The organism is Stenotrophomonas sp. SAM-B (genome assembly GCF_013387485.1).
In the GTDB taxonomy this organism is placed as follows: domain Bacteria; phylum Pseudomonadota; class Gammaproteobacteria; order Xanthomonadales; family Xanthomonadaceae; genus Stenotrophomonas; species Stenotrophomonas maltophilia_AA.
Genome location: NZ_JABBXB010000006.1, coordinates 1 through 17,430 on the forward strand (window position 1 = coordinate 1; position 17,430 = coordinate 17,430).

Sequence of the window (17,430 nt, forward strand, 5' to 3'; positions counted from 1 at the left end):
CATGGATGGCGGCATATGAGCCCCCATGGATGGGTTCACGGCGGGTCCCGCGCACCCACCCACACCCTGCCCAGCCAGCCATCCCCGCAGCCCAAGGCTTCAAGGCTTTTCAGCCTTTCAAACCACCAACCCGCGACCGCCAAACACCGTCGCCGATGAACAGCAGCAGCCCGGTCCAGATCGCAGCGAAACCCACCGCCTTGGCCGTATCGAACGGCTCGCGGAAAAAGAACACGCCCAACAGCAGGCCGATACTCGGCGCGATGTACTGCAGGATCCCGACCAGTGACAGCGGAATCCGCTTTACCCCGTACGCAAACCCGATCAACGGCAACGCCGTCACCGCACCACCGAAGATCAACAGCGCATCGTTGCGCCAACCCCACCCACTGAAGAACGCCCCGCCGTGCCCGTTCTCGCTCCACAGCGCGAACCCGATCGCCGGCAGGAACAGATACAGACTCTCCACTCCGAGGCCGGCCACCGGGTCCACCGAGATCATCTTGCGCAGCAGGCCGTACAGACCGAACGAACAGGCCAGCCCCAGCGCGATCCAGGGCGGCGTTCCCGCATCGACAGTCAGCCATGCCACCCCGAGGGCCGCGCAGCCCACCGCGAGCCACTGCAGGCGGCGCAGGCGCTCTTTCAAGACCACCACGCCGAGCACCACGCTCACCAGGGGGTTGATGAAGTACCCCAGGCTGGTCTCGATCACGTGACCGGCATTGATCGCCCAGATATACAGGCCCCAGTTGAACGCGATCGCCACGCTGCTCAGTGCCAGGGTCGGCAGCGCGCGCGGCTGGGCGGCGATGGCCTTCCACCAGCCCATCCCGCTGCTCAGCAGCAGCCAGGCCACCACCAGCACCGTGCTCCAGATGATGCGGTGCGCGATGATCTGCTGCGACGGCACCGCCTTGAGCAGGTGCCAGTAGACCGGCACCAGGCCCCACAGGGTGAAGGTGAAGGCGGTGATCGCGAAGCCGCGGCGCTGCTCCTGCAGGCTGTGTTGCGCAGGCAGGCTCACTTCGCGCGCGTCCGGGCCAGGGTCAGCACCACCACGCCGGCCAGGATCACCGCCATTGCCAGCAGGTCACGCCCGCCGAAATGCTCGTTGCCGATGATCACGCCCAGGATCACCGCGATCACCGGATTGACGTAGGCATAGCTGGCCACCAGCGCCGGGCGCACGTTGTGCCGCAGCCACACGTACGCGGTAAAGGCGACGATCGAGCCGAACATGCACAGGTAGGCCACCGCCAGCAGCCCATTCATGCTGGGCCACGTGGTCGGGCGCTCGCCGCTGAGCAGGCCGAGCACGATCAGCATCGCGCCACCGCAGAGCATCTGCCCTGCGGCGGTCATGAACGGGCTGGGCAGGTCCAGGCCGCGTGCCCAGATCGAGCCGAAGGCCCAGCCGATCGGCGCGATCAGCAGCAGGATCAGGCCCTGCGGCGAGGCGGTCAGGCTGCTGCCGGCGTTGAGCCAGACCACGCCGAGGAAGCCGATCGCAATGCCCAGCCACTCGCCGCGGCTGGCGTTCTGCCCGCGCATCGCGCCGAACAGGGCCATCCACAGCGGCACCGAGGCCACGGCGGTCGCGGCCAGGCCCGAGGACACCGTGCGCTCGGCCAGCACCACCATGCCGTTGCCCAGCACCAGCATGGTCAGGCCCATGATCGCCAGGTTGCCCCACTGGCGTCTGGTCGGCGCGGGCGAGCCACGCCAGCGCAGCACGGCATACATCAGCGAGCCGGCGATGATGAACCGGCCGCCGGAGACCATCGTCAGCGGCAGCGCGCCGCCCTCCAAGGCCAGCCGGATCCCGAGATAGGTGGACCCCCAGACCACGTACACCAGCAGCAGCGCCAGGACGACCAGGCCGCTGCGGGGAGCGGCCGACGGGGATTCGGGTAGAACGGCCATGGGCCACCACGGTACGGGGGAACCCGGATTCTAGGCCGTTGCCGATGGCGCGGCACCCCTTGTGCTGGCACGCTGATTTCACCGGGCCGCCGCGTGATGCCTGACACGCACCCGTTTTTGACGTGCGGTAAGGTAACAAGAGCAATCAACGCTTCCCAGCCAGGACCCCTACCCTGCATGAGCACTTCCGTCCCCGCCACCGCGGCACACCCCGAACGGGCCGCCCTGCGGCGCTCCATCTCCAACACCCTCAAAGGCTCGGCCGGCAACCTGGTCGAGTGGTATGACGTCTACGTCTACTCGGTCTTCGCGGTGTACTTCGAATCCCAGTTCTTCTCGGCCGCCGACAAGAACTCCACGATGTATGTGTGGGCGATCTTCGCCGCCACCTTCCTGATGCGCCCGATCGGCGCGTGGTACTTCGGCCGCTTCGCCGACCGCTACGGCCGACGGCTGGCGCTGACGGTGTCGGTCACGGTGATGGCCGCCTGTTCGTTCCTGATCGCGATCACCCCGACCGCCTCGCAGATCGGCATCTGGGCGGCGGTGATCCTGCTGTTCGCGCGCCTCCTGCAGGGCTTCGCGACCGGGGGTGAGTACGGCACCAGTGCGACCTACATGTCCGAGGCCGCCATCCCCGGCCGGCGCGGCTTCCTGTCCTCGTTCCACTACGTCACCCTGGTCGGCGGCCACGTGCTGGCGCAGCTGACCCTGCTGGGCATGCTGACCTTCTGGGACAAGCCGGAGATTTCCGCATGGGGCTGGCGCGTGGCGTTCGGCATCGGCGGCATCGCGGCGATCGTGGTGTTCTGGCTGCGCCGGAGCATGGACGAATCGCTGCAGACCGATTCCATCGAAGCCGCACGCGATGGCCGCGCCAAGGCCTCCGGCTCGATGCGTGAGCTGTTCGTCAACCAGTGGCGTCCGCTGCTGCTGTGCTTCCTGATCACCGCTGGCGGCACCGTCGCGTTCTATACGTATTCGGTCAACGGGCCGAAGATGATCCAGAGCGCGTTCGCGGGCGATGACGTCATGACCGGCACGATGATCAACCTCGGCGTGCTGACCTTCCTGATGGTGCTGCAGCCGATCGGCGGCTGGCTGTCGGACATGGTCGGGCGCAAGAGCCTGCTGGTGTTCTTCGGCATCGGCGGCGTGCTGTACAGCTGGTACCTGATCACCGAACTGCCCAACCAGCACGATCCGTTCATGGCCTTCCTGGTGCTGGGCATCGGCTTCGTGATCCTGACCGGCTACACCTCGATCAACGCGGTCGTCAAAGCCGAGCTGTTCCCCACCCATGTGCGTGCACTGGGCGTGGGCTTCGGCTATGCGATGGCCAACTCGCTGTTCGGTGGCACCGCGCCGCTGCTGTATCAGGGCGCGCTGAAGACCGGCCAGGTCGGCATGTTCGCGGTGTACGTCACGGCGATCATCGCGGTATCGCTGGTGGTCTACATGTTCTTCCTGACCAACAAGGGCCCGAACTGGCTCGATGGCACGCGCAAGTAGGGGACGCGCCATCGCATACGCGCTGACGCCCCACGCTTTGCTGCGCAAACCGCGGGCCCCTTCTTACCAGCACCCAGACCCCCGCCGCTACGCGGCCGCCCCCTGACTCAGGGGGCTTTGGTTTTGCTGGCGGATGCGGCGATCCCGCAATCCACCCCTACATCAGCGGCGCGCGGACTCGGTCTTTTCACGCTCGGCGCGGAATTCGGAGCCTTCTTCCCACTGCGGCCAGCGACGGCTGTTGGCCAGTTCCGCGCCCAGGTCATAAACCAGCAGGGTGTCGGCGGCGTGGCCGCTCGGGTCCCAGCTTGGGGTCCAGGCATCGCAGGCCTGGTGGTAGCAGGCGGCGAAATACGCATCGCGCAGCTCGCGACCCTTTTCGACGCCACCTTCGCGCATGTCCAGCCCCGGGCCGATGGTGATCGCCGGCACGCCGAGGCGGGCGAAGGCGAAATGGTCGGCGCGGTAGAAGAAGCCGGCTTCCAGGTTCGGGTCCGGCGAGTAGGTCCGGCCCCGCGCCTTGGCCACGCGCTCCAGGTCCCCTTCCAGCGAGACCCGGCCCTTGCCCCACGACGCGATGTCGCGGGTCGGGCCATCCGGGCTGAACATCTCGATGTTCAACACCGCAGCGGTCTTGTCGAGCGGGGCGAGCGGGTGCGCGGCGTAATAGCTGGCGCCGAGCAGGCCCTTCTCTTCCGCGGTCAACGCGACGAAATACAGCGTGCGCTGCGGCTGCGGGCCGGCAGCGAAGACGCGGCCCAGCTCAAGCACGGTGGCCACGCCGGTGGCGTTGTCGATTGCGCCGCGACGGATGCGGTCGCCCTTGGCATCGGGCTGGCCGATACCGAACGCGTCCCAATGCGCGGAGAAGATCACCGCTTCATCGGCATGCGCGCCGCCCGGCAGCTTGGCCACCACGTTGCGGGTGATCACCTGTTCGCGCTTGAGCTTGAAGTCGACCGAGAGCTGCGCATCGCCCAGGGCTACCGGCTTGAAGGCCGGGGTCATGGCGCGGCGCTTTTCGGCCTCGAAATCCAGGCCCGCGTCGCGGAACAACTGCTCGGCCAGGCTGCGCTGCATCCAGCCGCGCACCGGTACGTGCTGGGCCAGGGCCTGCTCGCGGGTGCGTTCGATATCGAACAGCGGCGAGGTGCCCGAGCTCTTTACCGTGGCCCAGCCGTACGCGGCCGGCGCGGTCTCGTGCACGATCAGCACGCCCTGCGCACCGCGGCGTGCGGCCTCTTCGAATTTGTAGGTCCAGCGGCCGTAGTAGGTCACGGCCTTGCCATCGAACGCGCCCGGCTGGTCGGCCTCGAAATCGGCGTCATTGATCAGCACCACGGCGATCTTTCCGTGCAGGTCGACGTCCTTGTAATCGTTCCACTGGCGCTCGGGCGCATCGATGCCGTAGCCGACGAACACCAGCGGTGCGTTCTTGATCGCCACCGCATCCTGCGGTCGCAGGCTCTGCAGGGTCACGTCCTCGCCATTGGCCAGGGCGCGCTGCTTGCCCTTCTGGCGCAGCTGCGCGCGCACCGGGCCATCGACCTGCGCGCGCACCATCGGCACCGGCTGCACCCAGCCGCCGTCGACGCCACCGGGCTGCAGGCCGTACTTCTTGAATTCCTCGATCAGGTACTGGACCGTGCGCTCTTCACCGGGCGTGGCCGGGGCACGGCCTTCGAACTCGTCCGAGGCCAGGATGCGCACATGCCGCGACAGGGCCTGCGGATCGATGCCGCCACCGGGCAGATCATTGGCGGCGTGGGCCAGGCCGCCCACGAACAGGCAGGACGACAGCAGCAGCATGCGCATCGGATTCACGGCAGACACCAGGACGAAAACGGGACACCGGAGTGTAACGTGACACCCCCGTGACCGTGCACTAGCGGCGATCGCGATCCAGCCAGCAGGCCAGGCCCTGCGCGTTGAGCTCGATGTCCATCGCCAGCACACGGGTCACCGCTTCGTCATCCAGCGGGCAGCCGTGTGCCTGCGCGCGTTCCAGGTACAGCGCGGTCAGCGCCGCCACCAGGCAGCGATGCCGGTCCGGGCGACCATCGCATTGGCGACCGATCTCGACCATCGCATCGATCTGCTCGACGAGATCCGCCGCCAGTTTCCGCGGCGGTGCCACCGGCCCGTAGTGGGTCAGGTACATGGCCTGCGGATCGTAGGCCAGCATCTTCGCGATCGACTGCTTCAGCGGCTCGGGATCGAACTGGACAGGCGAAGAGGTCGGCACGATGAACGCGCCCTGCGCGCTGTCCAGCTCGCGATAGGACAGCCCGAAGGTGTCGCCGGTGAACCAGCTGCGGCTGCGTGCATCCCACACGCACAGGTGATGGCGCGCGTGTCCGGGGGTATCGATGCACAGCAGTGCGCGCCCGGCCAGATCCACGGTGTGGCCATCCTCGGCGATCACCACGCGCGCGGCGGGCACCGGCAGCACCGGGCCATAACTGCGTGCGATCTCGGCTTCGCCATAGACCTCGGTGGCCCCGGCCACCAGGCGGGTCGGATCGAGCATGTGCGGCGCGCCGCGCGGGTGCACGACCAGGGTGGCGTTGGGCAATTGCTGCATCAGCAGACCGGCGCCGCCGGCATGATCCAGGTGCACATGGGTCAGGATCAGCCAATCGACCTGCCCGGGCGTACAGCCTGCGCGCGTCAATGCGGCGAGCATCGCGGGCACGGCCAGGCCGGTGCCGCAATCGATGAAGGCCGCCCGGCCGTTCTCGACGATCAGGTAGGCCGCGTCGAAATCATCGCGCTGGAACGCGGTGTCGATCGTATGAATGCTGGGGTCGGAGTGCATCAACACATCCCTGGCACGAAACGCCCCCATCTTACGTCGATCAGTGCAGCGGCTTCGATGCGGCTTTGGTCGCAGTCGCACTCAGCAGTGGTCCACGCAGCAGCACGGCGGCCACCATCACTGCCAGGAACGCACCGTAGGCGTAGAGCACCGCCAGTACCTGCCGCCAGATTGGTCCGGCATCATTCTGGACCACGCCGATGTGGTGGCCCCACAGCATCGCCAGGATGCTCAGCACGAAGGCGAGGATCAGCGCGGCACCATCGAACAGGTGGCGCGCGGTGCCACGCGGCTGGCGCGGGAACAGCCAGTACAGCGTGCCCAGCAGCACGAACCAGGGCAGGAACAACAACAACGACAACCAGGCCATCGCAGTCTCCCGTGCAGGAACACGCCCCTGCGGCGTGCAGGGGCATCATGCCATAGCGGTGGCATCGACCCACGGTCGATGCCTGCGTGATGGGGCGTTCGCCTGGTTGCCGGCCAGCGGCCGGCACTACGTGATGCTGCGGTTACCTGGTTGCTGGCCAGCGGCCGGCATTACCCGCGCAGCGCCTGGAGTGCAGCCAGCACCACGTCGACCTCGGCCTCCAGCTTGAACAGCTCGCTCTGCAGCCCGTCGCCATGCTCGGTCTGCTTGAGCACGCCGATCAGCTGGCCGGCATCGCGCGGCGAATCGAAGCCTTCGCTCTGGATCAGCGGCGTGCCGTCACCGGCCTGCAGCTTGAAGTAGAAACGGCCGTCCTTCTCGCGGTATTGCTTGAACAGCGGCGGTGCGGCGCGTGCGGCCTCGCTTTCCTCGCTGGGCACGTCACCGGCGGTGGACAGATCGCGCAGGCCGACCGCATGGCGCAGCTCCTTGAGCAGCGGCACGGCGAACTGCTCGCGCAGTTGCTGGCCACGACGGCGCAGCAGCGCCTCGATCTTTTCCGGCTCGGCCATCAGCGCGTCATAGCGCTCGCGCAGCGGGGTGATCTCGCTGTCGATGCGCTCGAACAGCTGCTGCTTGGCATCGCCCCAGCTGATGCCGTCGGCGAACGCCTGCGCGAACGCAGCGGTCTGTTCCGGGGTGGCGAAGGCCTGGTACATCTGGAACAGCGCCGAGCCTTCGGTGCTCTTCGGCTCGCCGGGCGCGCGCGAATCGGTGAGGATCGCGAACACCACCTTCTTCAGCTCCGCGCGCGGGGCGAACAGCGGGATGGTGTTGTGATAGCTCTTGCTCATCTTGCGCCCATCCAGGCCCGCGAGCGTGGCGACCTGCTCATCGATCACCACCTCCGGCAGCGGGAAGAATTCCTGGCCGTAGACGTGGTTGAAACGCTGGGCGAAGTCGCGCGCCATCTCGATATGCTGGATCTGGTCGCGGCCGACCGGCACGCGGTTGGCCTTGAAGATCAGGATGTCGGCCGCCATCAGCACCGGGTACATGAACAAGCCCGCGCTGACGCCGGCGTCATCATCCAGCTGCTCCTCGCGGTTCTTGTCCACGGCCGCCTTGTAGGCATGCGCGCGGTTGAGGATGCCCTTGCTGGCGATCACGGTCAGGAACCACATCAGCTCGGTGGTTTCCGGGATGTCGCTCTGCCGGTAGAACCACACCTTGTCCGGATCCAGCCCGCACGCCAGCCAGCTTGCCGCGATCTCCAGCGTGGAACGCTGGGTGCGCTCCGGCTCCTGCGCCTTGATCAGGCTGTGCAGGTCGGCCAGGAAGAAGAAGCTCTCGATATCCGAGGCCTGGCTGGCGGTGATCGCCGGACGGATGGCGCCGACGTAGTTGCCCAGGTGGGGCGTGCCGGAGGGGGTGATGCCGGTAAGGACGCGGGTAGTCATGGGGGAATCAATGCGGACAGATGAACCGCCCCAGTTTACCTGCCCGCGCTCGACCCCGTTGGCCCGGCCCGTGCGTTTGATCCTGCACCTGCCCTGCGGAGCCCTGCCATGAAACGCCTGATCCTGCCCCTGCTTGCCGTGCTGGCCCTGTGCGGCTTCAAGCCGGCGCCCTCTCTGCGCTACGACACCGGGCCTGTGCACCTGACCGTGATCGACCGCGACAGCGGCCAGGCCCTCACTCAGTACCGCCAGGGCAGCCAGCGCTGGGTGGCGGGGCAGCAGGGCCATCGCTACAGCGTGCGGCTGCGCAACGGCAGCGCCGAGCGGGTGCTGGTGGTGCTCTCGGTCGACGGTCTGAATGCCATCAGCGGCGAGGTGGCTGCCCCCGGCCAGACCGGCTACGTGCTCAACCCATGGCAGACCACCGATATCCACGGCTGGCGCAAATCCTCCGACGAGGTCGCCCAGTTCGTGTTCACCGATCCGGACCGCAGCTATGCGGCCCGTACCGGGCGCCCGGACAACATCGGGGTGATCGGGGTGGCGGTGTTCCACGAAGCCGGGCGGGTGTCCTGGGAAGCGGCGCCCGCGGTGGCCGGCGCGGCCGATGCCAAGGCACGCCCGCAGGCGCGCGCATCGACGATGGAGAGCGCACGCGTGACCGGTTCCTCGGCCCCCGCCCCCCAACTGGGCACCGGCCATGGCCAGCGCGAGGCATCGCGCGTGCGCAACACCTCCTTCGAGCGCGCCACGGCGTATCCAGCGCAGCAGCTGCAGGTCCGCTACGACAGTGAGCGCAATCTGAGGGCACGCGGGATTCTTCCACGGCGGAGCACACCACCGCGCGACGAGCCGCAGGCCTTCCCCGGCCAGTACGTGCCGGACCCGCCGCCGTACCGCGATCGCTGATCCCGGACCAAGCGCATGAAAAAACGGGCCGCTCTCGCGGCCCGTTCCGGTTTCAACCCCCGACGGCTGCGCCGTCGCAACGGATCACCCCTCAGTGGTAATCCGGATAATCCTTGCGCATGGCCGCTTCGAAGTCGCGGACTTCGGTTTCAGCACGGTCGCGTGCCCAGCCATAGCGTTCCTGCAGGCGTCCTGCGAGGTACTCGGCATTGCCTTCGGCCACCTTGAAATCGTCGTCGGTCAGGTCGCCCCACTTGGCCTGCGCCTTGCCCTTGAGCTGCGTCCACTTGCCGGAAATGATGTCTTTGTTCATGGATTCGCTTCCTTGATTGCAACGGCCATCTCGCCGTGGGACCAGATTGCGCCAGGGCGCGTTGCCGCACGGTCAAGCGGCGATGAAACGCATGCTCACGAGCTTGAATGATTCACTACGGCATCCGTCCGCACTGTCATCCCGCGGACATGAAAAAGGCCGGGAATTCCCGGCCTTTTCCGTTGACTGCTGATCCGCGGATCAGTTGCCCTTGGCAGCGTCTTCGACCGATTCACCGGCCTTCTGCACGTCCTTGCCTGCACCAGCAACGGTGTTGCAGCCGGACAGCATGGCCACCGAGAACATCGACAACAGCATCAGTGCGATAACACGCTTCATGGGGTTCTCCTGGTTGTTCAAATTCAATACCGAAATCCGGTCCCGCCTGTCAGAAGAGCACGCCAGCGCAGCTCCCCTTCCTGACCTGCAGTGCCGTGGGTCGAAACACACAGCGCCGCGTGACGTGCAATCTGGCTGGAGCGGCGTGCAGCGGATGTGAATGCAGGAAAACGCTGTTCAGCCAGAAGTTCTCAATCGCGCATCAGCGTCGATTTGCCGAACAGGCTTTCGACCAGATCCACCGCCAGTTCGGCCGTGGCATTGCGGTTGTCCAGCAGCGGATTCAGCTCGACGATGTCCAGCGAGCCCATGCGCCCGGTGTCGGCGATCATCTCCATCACCAGCTGCGCCTCGCGGTAGTTGACCCCGCCCGGCACCGTGGTGCCCACGCCCGGCGCGATGCTGGGATCCAGGAAGTCCACGTCGAAGCTGACATGCAGATGGGTGTTGGCATCGATGCCGGCCAGTGCCGCTTCCATGGTGCGCTTCATGCCCGCTTCGTCGATGTAGCGCATGTCGTAGACATCGACCTGGTGCTGCTTGATCAGGCGCTTCTCTTCCTGGTCCACCGAGCGGATGCCGATCTGGTGCACCTGCTGCGGGCGGATCGCGGGGGCGTCGCCGCCGAGCCGGGTCAACGCATCCGGGCCGAGCCCGCACAGGCAGGCTACCGGCATGCCGTGCACATTGCCCGACGGGGTGACCTCGCTGGTGTTGAAATCCGAATGCGCGTCCAGCCAGAGCACGCGCAGGTCCTTGCCCTGCTCGCGGCACCAGCGCGCGACCGCGGTGATCGAGCCGATGCCCAGGCAGTGGTCGCCGCCGAGCATGATCGGCATCCGGCCGGCCTGCAGTTCGGTATAGGTGGCGTCCATCAGCGCGCGGTTCCAGGCGACCACCTCGTCGAGATGGCGATAGCCCTGCACCGGGGCCGTCCACGGATTGCGCGGACCGTCCAGGTTGCCGAGGTCGCGCACCTGCACGCCCCGCGCAATCAGTGCATCACCCAGGCCCGCGATGCGCAGGGCGTCCGGTCCCAGACCCGCGCCACGGTGGCCCGCCCCGATGTCGGTGGGCACGCCAATCAGGGAAACCGGGGAATACATCGCCATCGCTGTTGCCTCCATTGCAAAGAGGAACAGCATAGCCAGCGCGAGGTGATACGACTCGCGGCGCTGCAGCAGCCGTCATCGACCGTGCAGCAATGGTGCCGGCACCCGGATTCGAACTGGGGACCTACCGCTTACAAGGCGGTTGCTCTACCAACTGAGCTATGCCGGCATGGGCATCGCGGCGGGACGACCCGTCGCGGAGCCGGGATTCTAGCGCACGCGCGCGCATTCCAGCGAGCGCTGCTGGGCTGCGCCGCTGCGCTGGCGTGCCGCGGCGGCCTCTGTACCCGCTGCCAGGGTCGCATCCAGCCACCACTGCGCGCTGCCATCGCCCCCGCTGGCGACCATCTTCGCCTTGAAACCCGCCGCGCTCAGCGCCGCCAGGCGACGATCCGCGCCTTCCCGGTTGCGGTATTGGCCCAGCGCGATGGCATGGGTCTCCTCGCCCTGGGCAATGATGTAGTAATCGCTCACCCCGGCCGCAACGATGCGTTTGACCGTGGCCTGCGCCTCTTCCCGGCTGGCGGCGGGTGGCAGCAGCACCCGGTAACGGGTGGCGCCGGCATCGGCGACCTCGCGCAGCCGGGCCGTGCGCAGGGCACTCCCCGCGCGGGACTGCGCAGCCTGGGCCGTCGCGCGGTCGGCGAAGGGCCCCAGGCTGACGCATTGGGCGGGCGCGGCCGGCGGCGCGACCGGCGCCGGTGGGGCGACCGCCGGGGCGGCGGCGGGACCAGGCGCAACGGCGGGCGCGGTAGCTGCAGGCGCGGGCGCGGGCGTGGCAGCCACGGCGGTGGGCGGCACTTCGGGGGTCACCGGCGCCGCGGCCGGGGCCGACGCCGGCGTCACGTCCTGCAGCGCAGGCGCGTTGTTCGTCGGTGTCGCCGCAGCGGGGGGCGCCTGCGTGGGTGGCAGCACTTCCAGCTGCGCCACGCCGACCGGCGAGGCCGGGGGTTCGCTGACCGGTTCGCTGCGCAGCAGCCACCACAGCGCGACACCGAGGTTGAGGATGACCAAGACGACGATCAGGGCACGGGTGAGCATCGGCTGATCCTAGCCTGCCGACGGCGGTTGATGCACGGCCCAGCGGGCCAGCCCGTCGAGCACCAGCGAAGGCTGGAATTCGGCATCGCCGAGCAGCGGCAGCAGGGCGGGTGCACCGCCCCCGTGGACCAGCAGGTGCGGCAGCGTGCCGAGCCGTTCACCGCCCTGTACACGGCTGCGTTCGATCAGCGCCACCGCGGCACCATCGCAGCCGGACGCCAGCGCATCGGCGGTGTCATTGGCGAACTCGCTGTAGTCGCCGCCTGCCGCAGGCAACTGCACCGCACGCGCATGCAGCGCTTCGCGCATGGTGGTCGGTGAGGCCGAGATGCGGCCACCGTGGTGCTGGCCATCGGCATCGAGCAGATCGATCGTGAGCGCGGTGCCCACGCCGGCGATCAACACGGCCTGGCCCCGCGCCGCCACGGCCAGCAGCGCCAGATAGCGGTCCACGCCGAAGCGACCGGGATCGGCATAGGCGATCCGCACTCCGGCGTACTCTGCTTCGGTGCGCGCCACGCGCACATGGCGGAAGCGCGCCTGCAGCACATCCAGCATGGCGGCGGTCAGCGAGGGCGCTGCGACGCTGGCGACATACGCGGTGTCACCCGACGGCAGCGCATCCAGTGCCGCGACGGGCATCGCTTCGGCGCCATGCGGCCATGCCTGCACATCGCCCGCGCGCATGCCCTGCAGCGGCGCGAACTTGAAGCGCGAATTGCCCAGATCAAACAACCAGTCGCTCATTGCGCCCTCACGCTGACTTCGCCCGCATGGAAAACCCGTTCGTTGCCGTCGATGCGCACGCGCAGCGCGCCATCGTCGGCCAGACCCAGCGCCGTGCCGGCAAACAGCACGCCGCCCTCTTCCACCTGCACCTCGCGCCCGGCCAGGCTGTCCAACGCGGCATAGCGCGCGAGGAACGGCGCCAGGCCGTCCTGCTCGAACGCGTCCAATGCCGGCAGCAGGACCGCGAGGATGCGTGCGACCACGGCGTTGCGCGACGTCTGTGCGCCGGACAGCGTGTCCAGATCGGTCCAGGGCTGGGTGATCTCCGCGGCGAACGCGGCGGGCATGCGCACGTTGACCCCCAGGCCGATCACCGCACGCGCGGGCCCGGCGAACTCACCGCCGCCCTCGATCAACAGGCCGCCGAGTTTGTGTCCATCGACGACAAGGTCATTCGGCCACTTCAGCGCGACGTCGCGAAAACCCGCCTCGCGCAGCGCCTCGGCCACCGCGACCCCGGCGACCAGGCTCAGCCCGCCCAACCGCGACAGGCCACCGGCAAAGCCACGCAGCACGGAAAGATAGATATGCGCCGCCAGCGGCGAGGCCCAGGCCCGTCCGCGGCGCCCGCGGCCGCGGGTCTGGCGTTCCGCCAGCAGGACCATCGCCCCGCGCTCCGGCGCGCTGCAGCGCAGCAATTCACTGTTCGTTGACGCAACCGACCAGGCCACCTGCAGGGAGGAAAGCTGGCCCGAGGCCGGGGGCGGCAGCGCGGCCTGGATCGCGTTGCCATCCAGCAGGTCCAGCGGCTGCTGCAACTGGTAGCCGTCACCGGCGCGTCCGTCGATATCGACGCCCGCCGCCCTAAGTCCTTGAATCCGCTTCCAAATCGCGGCGCGGGTCTGGCCCAGTTCGCGCGCCAGCGCGTCGCCGGACAGGCGCCCGGCGCCCAGTTTGGCCAGCAGTTGGCGGTCGTCCACGGCAGCTTCCATCGGGTAAACGGGAAAAGTATGCGGGAAAGCCGCCGCCAGCGCCCGCCCGGGGCCTTCCAATCCCCCGGCGGAATCGGGCTAGAATCGGGAACTTCACCCGCCGCTGGATGTTGACGATGCGCCCGTTCGCCCATTGCCTGCTCCTCCTGATGGCCCCGCTGGCCGCGCATGCTTCCGATGCGCTCACCACGGCGGGTCGCGGCGCGTGTGTCTATTCGGCCAGTGAGAGCGAGCGCAGTGCGCCGGCATCGGCATCTGCATCCGCCGCACCCGCCACGGTCAAGCCCAGCGCCAGCAGCGGGACCAGCACCGGCGGCGGCGGCGATGAGGACGTGCTGCCGCGCCTGCGCGCGCCGAAGTGGCACAGCTTCCTGCCGGGTATGTTCCGCTGATCGAACGACTGTTGGGCTGGCTGCGCCGCACGCCACGCGAGATCGACCCCACCCTCTGGGACACCACCTGCCACCGCGCTGCCTGGCTGCGGCGGTTGGATGCTGCCCGCCGCGAACGCCTGCGCGCCCTCGCTGCCCGCTTCCTGCACGAGAAAACCATCAGCCCGGCCGCCGGACTGCAGCTGGACGAGGGCGATGGCGTGCTGCTGGCCGCGTTGTGCTGCCTGCCGCTGCTGGAGCTGGGTGAGGTCGGCCTGCGCGGCTGGTCGCAGCTGATCGTCTATCCCGACGCGTTCCGCGTGCACCGCAGCCAGGTGGATGCCGCCGGCGTGCTGCACGAATGGGACGATGCGCTGATCGGCGAATCCTGGGACAGCGGCCCGCTGATCCTGTCCTGGGCCGACATCCAGGCCGACATCGCCGATCCCGAGGCCGGGTTCTGCGTGGCGGTGCATGAAATGGCGCACAAGATCGATGCGCTGGACGGCGCGATCGACGGCACGCCGCCGTTGCCACGTGCGTGGCAGAAACAGTGGGCGGCGGATTTCCAGCAGGCCTATGACGCGTTCTGCGCTGCGGTGGACCAGGGTCGGGAAACGCAGATCGATCCGTATGCGTCCGAGGCGCCGGAGGAGTTCTTCGCGGTGGTCAGCGAGTACCACTTCTCCGCACCGGCGCTGCTGGCGCGCGAGATGCCGGCGGTGGCTGGGCATCTGCAACGGTTCTATGGTCCGTCGCCGCTGATGCGGTGAGGTGCGCCACGACCAACGGTCGTGGGCTACCTGTTCCGTGGGAATGCCGGGCGATACAGATCGATGATGCACGTTGGGTGGATACGGGCCATCGGTAGGTACCGACCGTTGGTCGGTACGGCCTTTACGGCCCCGGCGGCAGCTTCACTTCGAAGCGCGCACCACCCAGCTCCGGGGAACGCTTCACCTGCAGTTCGCCGCGGTAGTCCTTGATCAGATCCTGCACGATCGACAGACCGATGCCGTGGCCCTGCACGCGCTCGTCGCCACGCACGCCACGCTGCAGCACCTTGGCGATGTCCTCCGGTGCTATGCCCGGGCCATCGTCATCCACCGACAGCACCAGGCCGGCGCGACGCGCACCCGGTGCCGGCAACGGATGCGCGGTCAGCAGCACGCGGCGTTTGGCCCACTTGAACGCGTTCTCCAGCAGGTTGCCGAGCAGTTCCTGCAGATCGCCGGGCTCGCCATGGAAACGCGCGGCCGGATCGATGTCGAACTCGCACAGCACGCCCTTGGAGGCATAGACCTTCTCCAGGCCCCGCACGATCTCTTCGGCGTTGGACTCGATCGGCAGCGGGGCGGAGAACAGCTTGTGGCCGGACGACGCCGCGCGCGCCAGCTGGTAGGACACCAGGTTGTTCATGCGCCGCAGCTGCACGTCGAATTCTTCGCGCAGATCCTCATCGCGTGCGCCGCTGTCGAGCTGCGTGCGCAGCACCGCGAGCGGTGTTTTCAGGCTGTGCGCGAGATCGGCCAGGGTGTTGCGCTGGCGCTCGAGGTTCTCGCGCTCGCTCTCGATGAAGGCGTTGATGCTGTCGGTCAGCGGCTCAAGCTCGCGCGGATGGCGTTCGCTCATGCGCTCGGTTTCACCGCGCTGGACCTTGGTCAGTTCGTTGATCACGCGCCGCATCGGGCGCAGGCTCCACTGCAGAATGACCGTCTGCAGCAGCAGCAGGATCAGACCGATGCCGCCGAGGTAGAACCACACCCGCCCGCGGAACACGCGCAGCTGTGCGCCGAGCGCGCGCGAGTCTTCTAGCACGTAGATGGTGTACGGGAATTCGGTGGCTGGGTCGGCGTCGGCATCCCAGACCAGGCCCATGCCATAGCGGTAGGCCGAGCCCTCGCTGCCGTCGATCTGGATCATCGGCAACGGACCTTCGAAGACTTCCTGTCGCGGCGCCAGCATGCCGCCGCCTTCGGTCGGCAGCATCGGGCCTTCGGCGGACATGGAGTTGCCCTTGCCGTCGGGCATCACGACCTGCAGATAGAGGCCGCTGCCGGGGACGTCGAAGCGCGGATCCGGCGGCTGCTCGCGGATGTACAGCGAGCGGTCGCGGGTGAAATCGATGCCGGCCGCATACGCGGTGGCGTAGTTCTTGAGCCGCTCGCGCAGGTTGGCCTTCGCGGTATCGGCGAAGGCGGCATCCAGCGCGTAGCCGGCCAGGGCCAGGAAGGCCACCAGGCCCACCGAGGCGGCCAACAGCTGGCGCGCCTGCAGTGAGCGCGGCCGCCAGCGTTTAAAGAACCACAGACGGCCGGACATCATCTATCGCCAGCAGCTCAGCCTTCGTTGCGCGGAATGGCGAAGCGGTAACCGCGGCCACGCACGGTTTCGATCGGCTTGAGTTCGCCGTCGGCATCGAGCTTCTTGCGCAGGCGGCCGATGAAGACCTCCAGCACGTTCGAGTCGCGGTCGAAGTCCTGCTGATAGATGTGTTCGGTGAGGTCGGCCTTGGAGACCAGTTCACCGGCATGCATCATCAGGTACTCCAGCACCTTGTACTCGTAGCTGGTGAGGTCCACGTTGCTGCCGTTGACGCTGACCGTCTGCGCGGCAAGATCCAGCGCGACCGGGCCGCACTCCAGCGTGGGCTTGCTCCACCCGGCGGCACGGCGCAGCAGCGCATTGACGCGGGCCAGCAGCTCTTCGACATGGAACGGCTTGACGAGGTAATCGTCGGCGCCCTGCTTGAGGCCCTCGACCTTGTCCTGCCAGCTCGAACGCGCGGTCAGGATGAGCACCGGGAACTTCTTGCCCTCGTCACGCAGCGCCTTGATCAGTTCCATGCCCGACATCTTGGGCAGGCCCAGATCGATGATGCCGACGTCGAACGGTACTTCGCGGCCCATGTACAGACCTTCCTCACCGTCCTGCGCAGCATCGACGGCAAAGCCTTCGCGCTTGAGCCGGGCTGCCAGTGTTTCCCGCAGCGGGGCTTCGTCTTCGACCAGAAGGATACGCATGAACTCTCCCTAGTGTCCTGGGTATGGCCCCATGGGGCCAGTGGGTAATGCAGATGACTGCGGACAACTATCCCTGTTCAGGGGTTATCGCCGCGTAGTGATGACATATCCGAGCGCGGCGTGCGGGGCTGTGAACGCGATGTCGCGGGATCGTCCATATAGCGGACGCGGCCGCGGTCATCCATGTACTTGACCCGGTTGATGTCGCGCCCGTCGAAGGGCACGCGCTCGGCGCCGAGGATGTGTCCACCGGTAGTCCGCTGCACCCGACGGACCGCATCGGACAGCGAGCGCTCCTGCGGACCACCGCGTTCGGCCGTGCGCATCATCTCGGCACGGGCCGCTTCCGGCGGCATCTGCGCCCACGCACTGGCGGAGGCAGCTGCGCCCGTCGCCAGAAGGGCGAAGGCAGCGATGCGGCGGTGGCGGGTCACGGAGAACATCGGTCTGATCCTAGCGGAGCGCGGCTAAACGTTCAAAAGTTGTGAATCGGCAACCGCCAGCCTGGGCCGGCG

Annotated in this window: 19 protein-coding genes and 1 tRNA gene; 4 read left to right on the top strand and 16 right to left on the bottom strand. The window is 67.8% G+C overall.

All coding sequences use genetic code 11. The annotated features are described in order from the left end of the window. Positions 1 to 109 precede the first annotated feature (109 nt). Both rarD and yedA read right to left on the bottom strand, forming a co-directional pair. Positions 110 to 1,027, bottom strand: coding sequence for an EamA family transporter RarD (rarD, locus tag HH110_RS13500; protein ID WP_176990146.1), 918 nt, complete (start codon positions 1,025 to 1,027; stop codon positions 110 to 112). Further along, a complete protein-coding gene (yedA, locus tag HH110_RS13505) occupies positions 1,024 to 1,926 on the bottom strand; it encodes a drug/metabolite exporter YedA (protein ID WP_176990147.1) in 903 nt (300 codons plus the stop codon). The genes rarD and yedA overlap by 4 nt, the downstream gene beginning before the upstream one ends. Positions 1,927 to 2,103: 177 nt before the next feature. Between yedA and HH110_RS13510 the strand changes: the two genes are divergently transcribed. Beyond that, complete coding sequence (locus tag HH110_RS13510) at positions 2,104 to 3,438, top strand: MFS transporter (RefSeq protein ID WP_176990148.1); 1,335 nt, start codon at positions 2,104 to 2,106, stop codon at positions 3,436 to 3,438. A 162-nt stretch (positions 3,439 to 3,600) separates the two neighbouring features. On the opposite strand, the gene HH110_RS13515 is transcribed toward HH110_RS13510, so the two are convergent. The 4 genes from HH110_RS13515 to HH110_RS13530 all read right to left on the bottom strand — a co-directional run bounded on the left by HH110_RS13515 (position 3,601) and on the right by HH110_RS13530 (position 8,086). After that, positions 3,601 to 5,253 carry a M28 family metallopeptidase gene (locus tag HH110_RS13515; protein ID WP_176990306.1) on the bottom strand — a complete coding sequence of 551 codons (1,653 nt, stop codon included), beginning with the start codon at positions 5,251 to 5,253 and terminating at the stop codon, positions 3,601 to 3,603. A 70-nt stretch (positions 5,254 to 5,323) separates the two neighbouring features. Continuing rightward, a complete protein-coding gene (locus HH110_RS13520) occupies positions 5,324 to 6,256 on the bottom strand; it encodes an MBL fold metallo-hydrolase (RefSeq protein ID WP_176990149.1) in 933 nt (310 codons plus the stop codon). A gap of 40 nt (positions 6,257 to 6,296) precedes the next feature. After that, a complete protein-coding gene (locus tag HH110_RS13525) occupies positions 6,297 to 6,626 on the bottom strand; it encodes a hypothetical protein (protein ID WP_176990150.1) in 330 nt (109 codons plus the stop codon). A gap of 170 nt (positions 6,627 to 6,796) precedes the next feature. Continuing rightward, positions 6,797 to 8,086 carry a tryptophan--tRNA ligase gene (locus tag HH110_RS13530; protein ID WP_176990151.1) on the bottom strand — a complete coding sequence of 430 codons (1,290 nt, stop codon included), beginning with the start codon at positions 8,084 to 8,086 and terminating at the stop codon, positions 6,797 to 6,799. 108 nt (positions 8,087 to 8,194) lie between these two features. On the opposite strand from HH110_RS13530, the gene HH110_RS13535 reads away from it, so the two are divergent. After that, positions 8,195 to 8,995: a hypothetical protein gene (locus HH110_RS13535; protein ID WP_176990152.1), complete on the top strand. Its 801-nt coding sequence runs from the start codon at positions 8,195 to 8,197 to the stop codon at positions 8,993 to 8,995. Between the two features lie 91 nt (positions 8,996 to 9,086). On the opposite strand, the gene HH110_RS13540 is transcribed toward HH110_RS13535, so the two are convergent. From HH110_RS13540 to birA, 7 genes are all read right to left on the bottom strand, one after another. Then, positions 9,087 to 9,308, bottom strand: coding sequence for a CsbD family protein (locus tag HH110_RS13540; RefSeq protein ID WP_019185523.1), 222 nt, complete (start codon positions 9,306 to 9,308; stop codon positions 9,087 to 9,089). A 201-nt stretch (positions 9,309 to 9,509) separates the two neighbouring features. Then, a complete protein-coding gene (locus tag HH110_RS13545; protein WP_123731139.1) occupies positions 9,510 to 9,647 on the bottom strand; it encodes an entericidin A/B family lipoprotein in 138 nt (45 codons plus the stop codon). Positions 9,648 to 9,838: 191 nt separating this feature from the next. After that, positions 9,839 to 10,759, bottom strand: coding sequence for an arginase (gene rocF / locus HH110_RS13550; protein ID WP_176990153.1), 921 nt, complete (start codon positions 10,757 to 10,759; stop codon positions 9,839 to 9,841). A gap of 93 nt (positions 10,760 to 10,852) precedes the next feature. Continuing rightward, positions 10,853 to 10,928: transfer RNA gene (locus HH110_RS13555), tRNA-Thr, on the bottom strand. A 41-nt stretch (positions 10,929 to 10,969) separates the two neighbouring features. Next, on the bottom strand, positions 10,970 to 11,800 hold the full coding sequence (locus HH110_RS13560) for an SPOR domain-containing protein (protein ID WP_176990154.1): 831 nt from the start codon (positions 11,798 to 11,800) through the stop codon (positions 10,970 to 10,972). Between the two features lie 9 nt (positions 11,801 to 11,809). Continuing rightward, entirely contained in the window at positions 11,810 to 12,547 is a 738-nt protein-coding gene (locus HH110_RS13565; protein ID WP_176990155.1) for a type III pantothenate kinase, read from the bottom strand. Beyond that, positions 12,544 to 13,509, bottom strand: a complete 966-nt coding sequence (birA, locus tag HH110_RS13570) for a bifunctional biotin--[acetyl-CoA-carboxylase] ligase/biotin operon repressor BirA (protein WP_176990156.1) — start codon at positions 13,507 to 13,509, stop codon at positions 12,544 to 12,546. The genes HH110_RS13565 and birA overlap by 4 nt, the downstream gene beginning before the upstream one ends. A 128-nt stretch (positions 13,510 to 13,637) precedes the next feature. Between birA and HH110_RS13575 the strand changes: the two genes are divergently transcribed. Beyond that, positions 13,638 to 13,913 carry a hypothetical protein gene (locus HH110_RS13575; protein ID WP_176990157.1) on the top strand — a complete coding sequence of 92 codons (276 nt, stop codon included), beginning with the start codon at positions 13,638 to 13,640 and terminating at the stop codon, positions 13,911 to 13,913. Further along, positions 13,880 to 14,665: a zinc-dependent peptidase gene (locus tag HH110_RS13580; RefSeq protein WP_176990158.1), complete on the top strand. Its 786-nt coding sequence runs from the start codon at positions 13,880 to 13,882 to the stop codon at positions 14,663 to 14,665. Before HH110_RS13575 ends, HH110_RS13580 begins: the two co-directional genes overlap by 34 nt. Positions 14,666 to 14,789: 124 nt before the next feature. On the opposite strand, the gene HH110_RS13585 is transcribed toward HH110_RS13580, so the two are convergent. The 3 genes from HH110_RS13585 to HH110_RS13595 all read right to left on the bottom strand — a co-directional run bounded on the left by HH110_RS13585 (position 14,790) and on the right by HH110_RS13595 (position 17,358). Beyond that, positions 14,790 to 16,214 (bottom strand): sensor histidine kinase, encoded by a 1,425-nt coding sequence (locus tag HH110_RS13585; RefSeq protein WP_176990159.1) that lies wholly within the window; start codon positions 16,212 to 16,214, stop codon positions 14,790 to 14,792. A 17-nt stretch (positions 16,215 to 16,231) separates the two neighbouring features. Then, a complete protein-coding gene (locus HH110_RS13590) occupies positions 16,232 to 16,915 on the bottom strand; it encodes a response regulator transcription factor (protein ID WP_019185514.1) in 684 nt (227 codons plus the stop codon). Between the two features lie 77 nt (positions 16,916 to 16,992). Beyond that, on the bottom strand, positions 16,993 to 17,358 hold the full coding sequence (locus tag HH110_RS13595) for a hypothetical protein (protein ID WP_176990160.1): 366 nt from the start codon (positions 17,356 to 17,358) through the stop codon (positions 16,993 to 16,995). Positions 17,359 to 17,430: the final 72 nt, after the last annotated feature.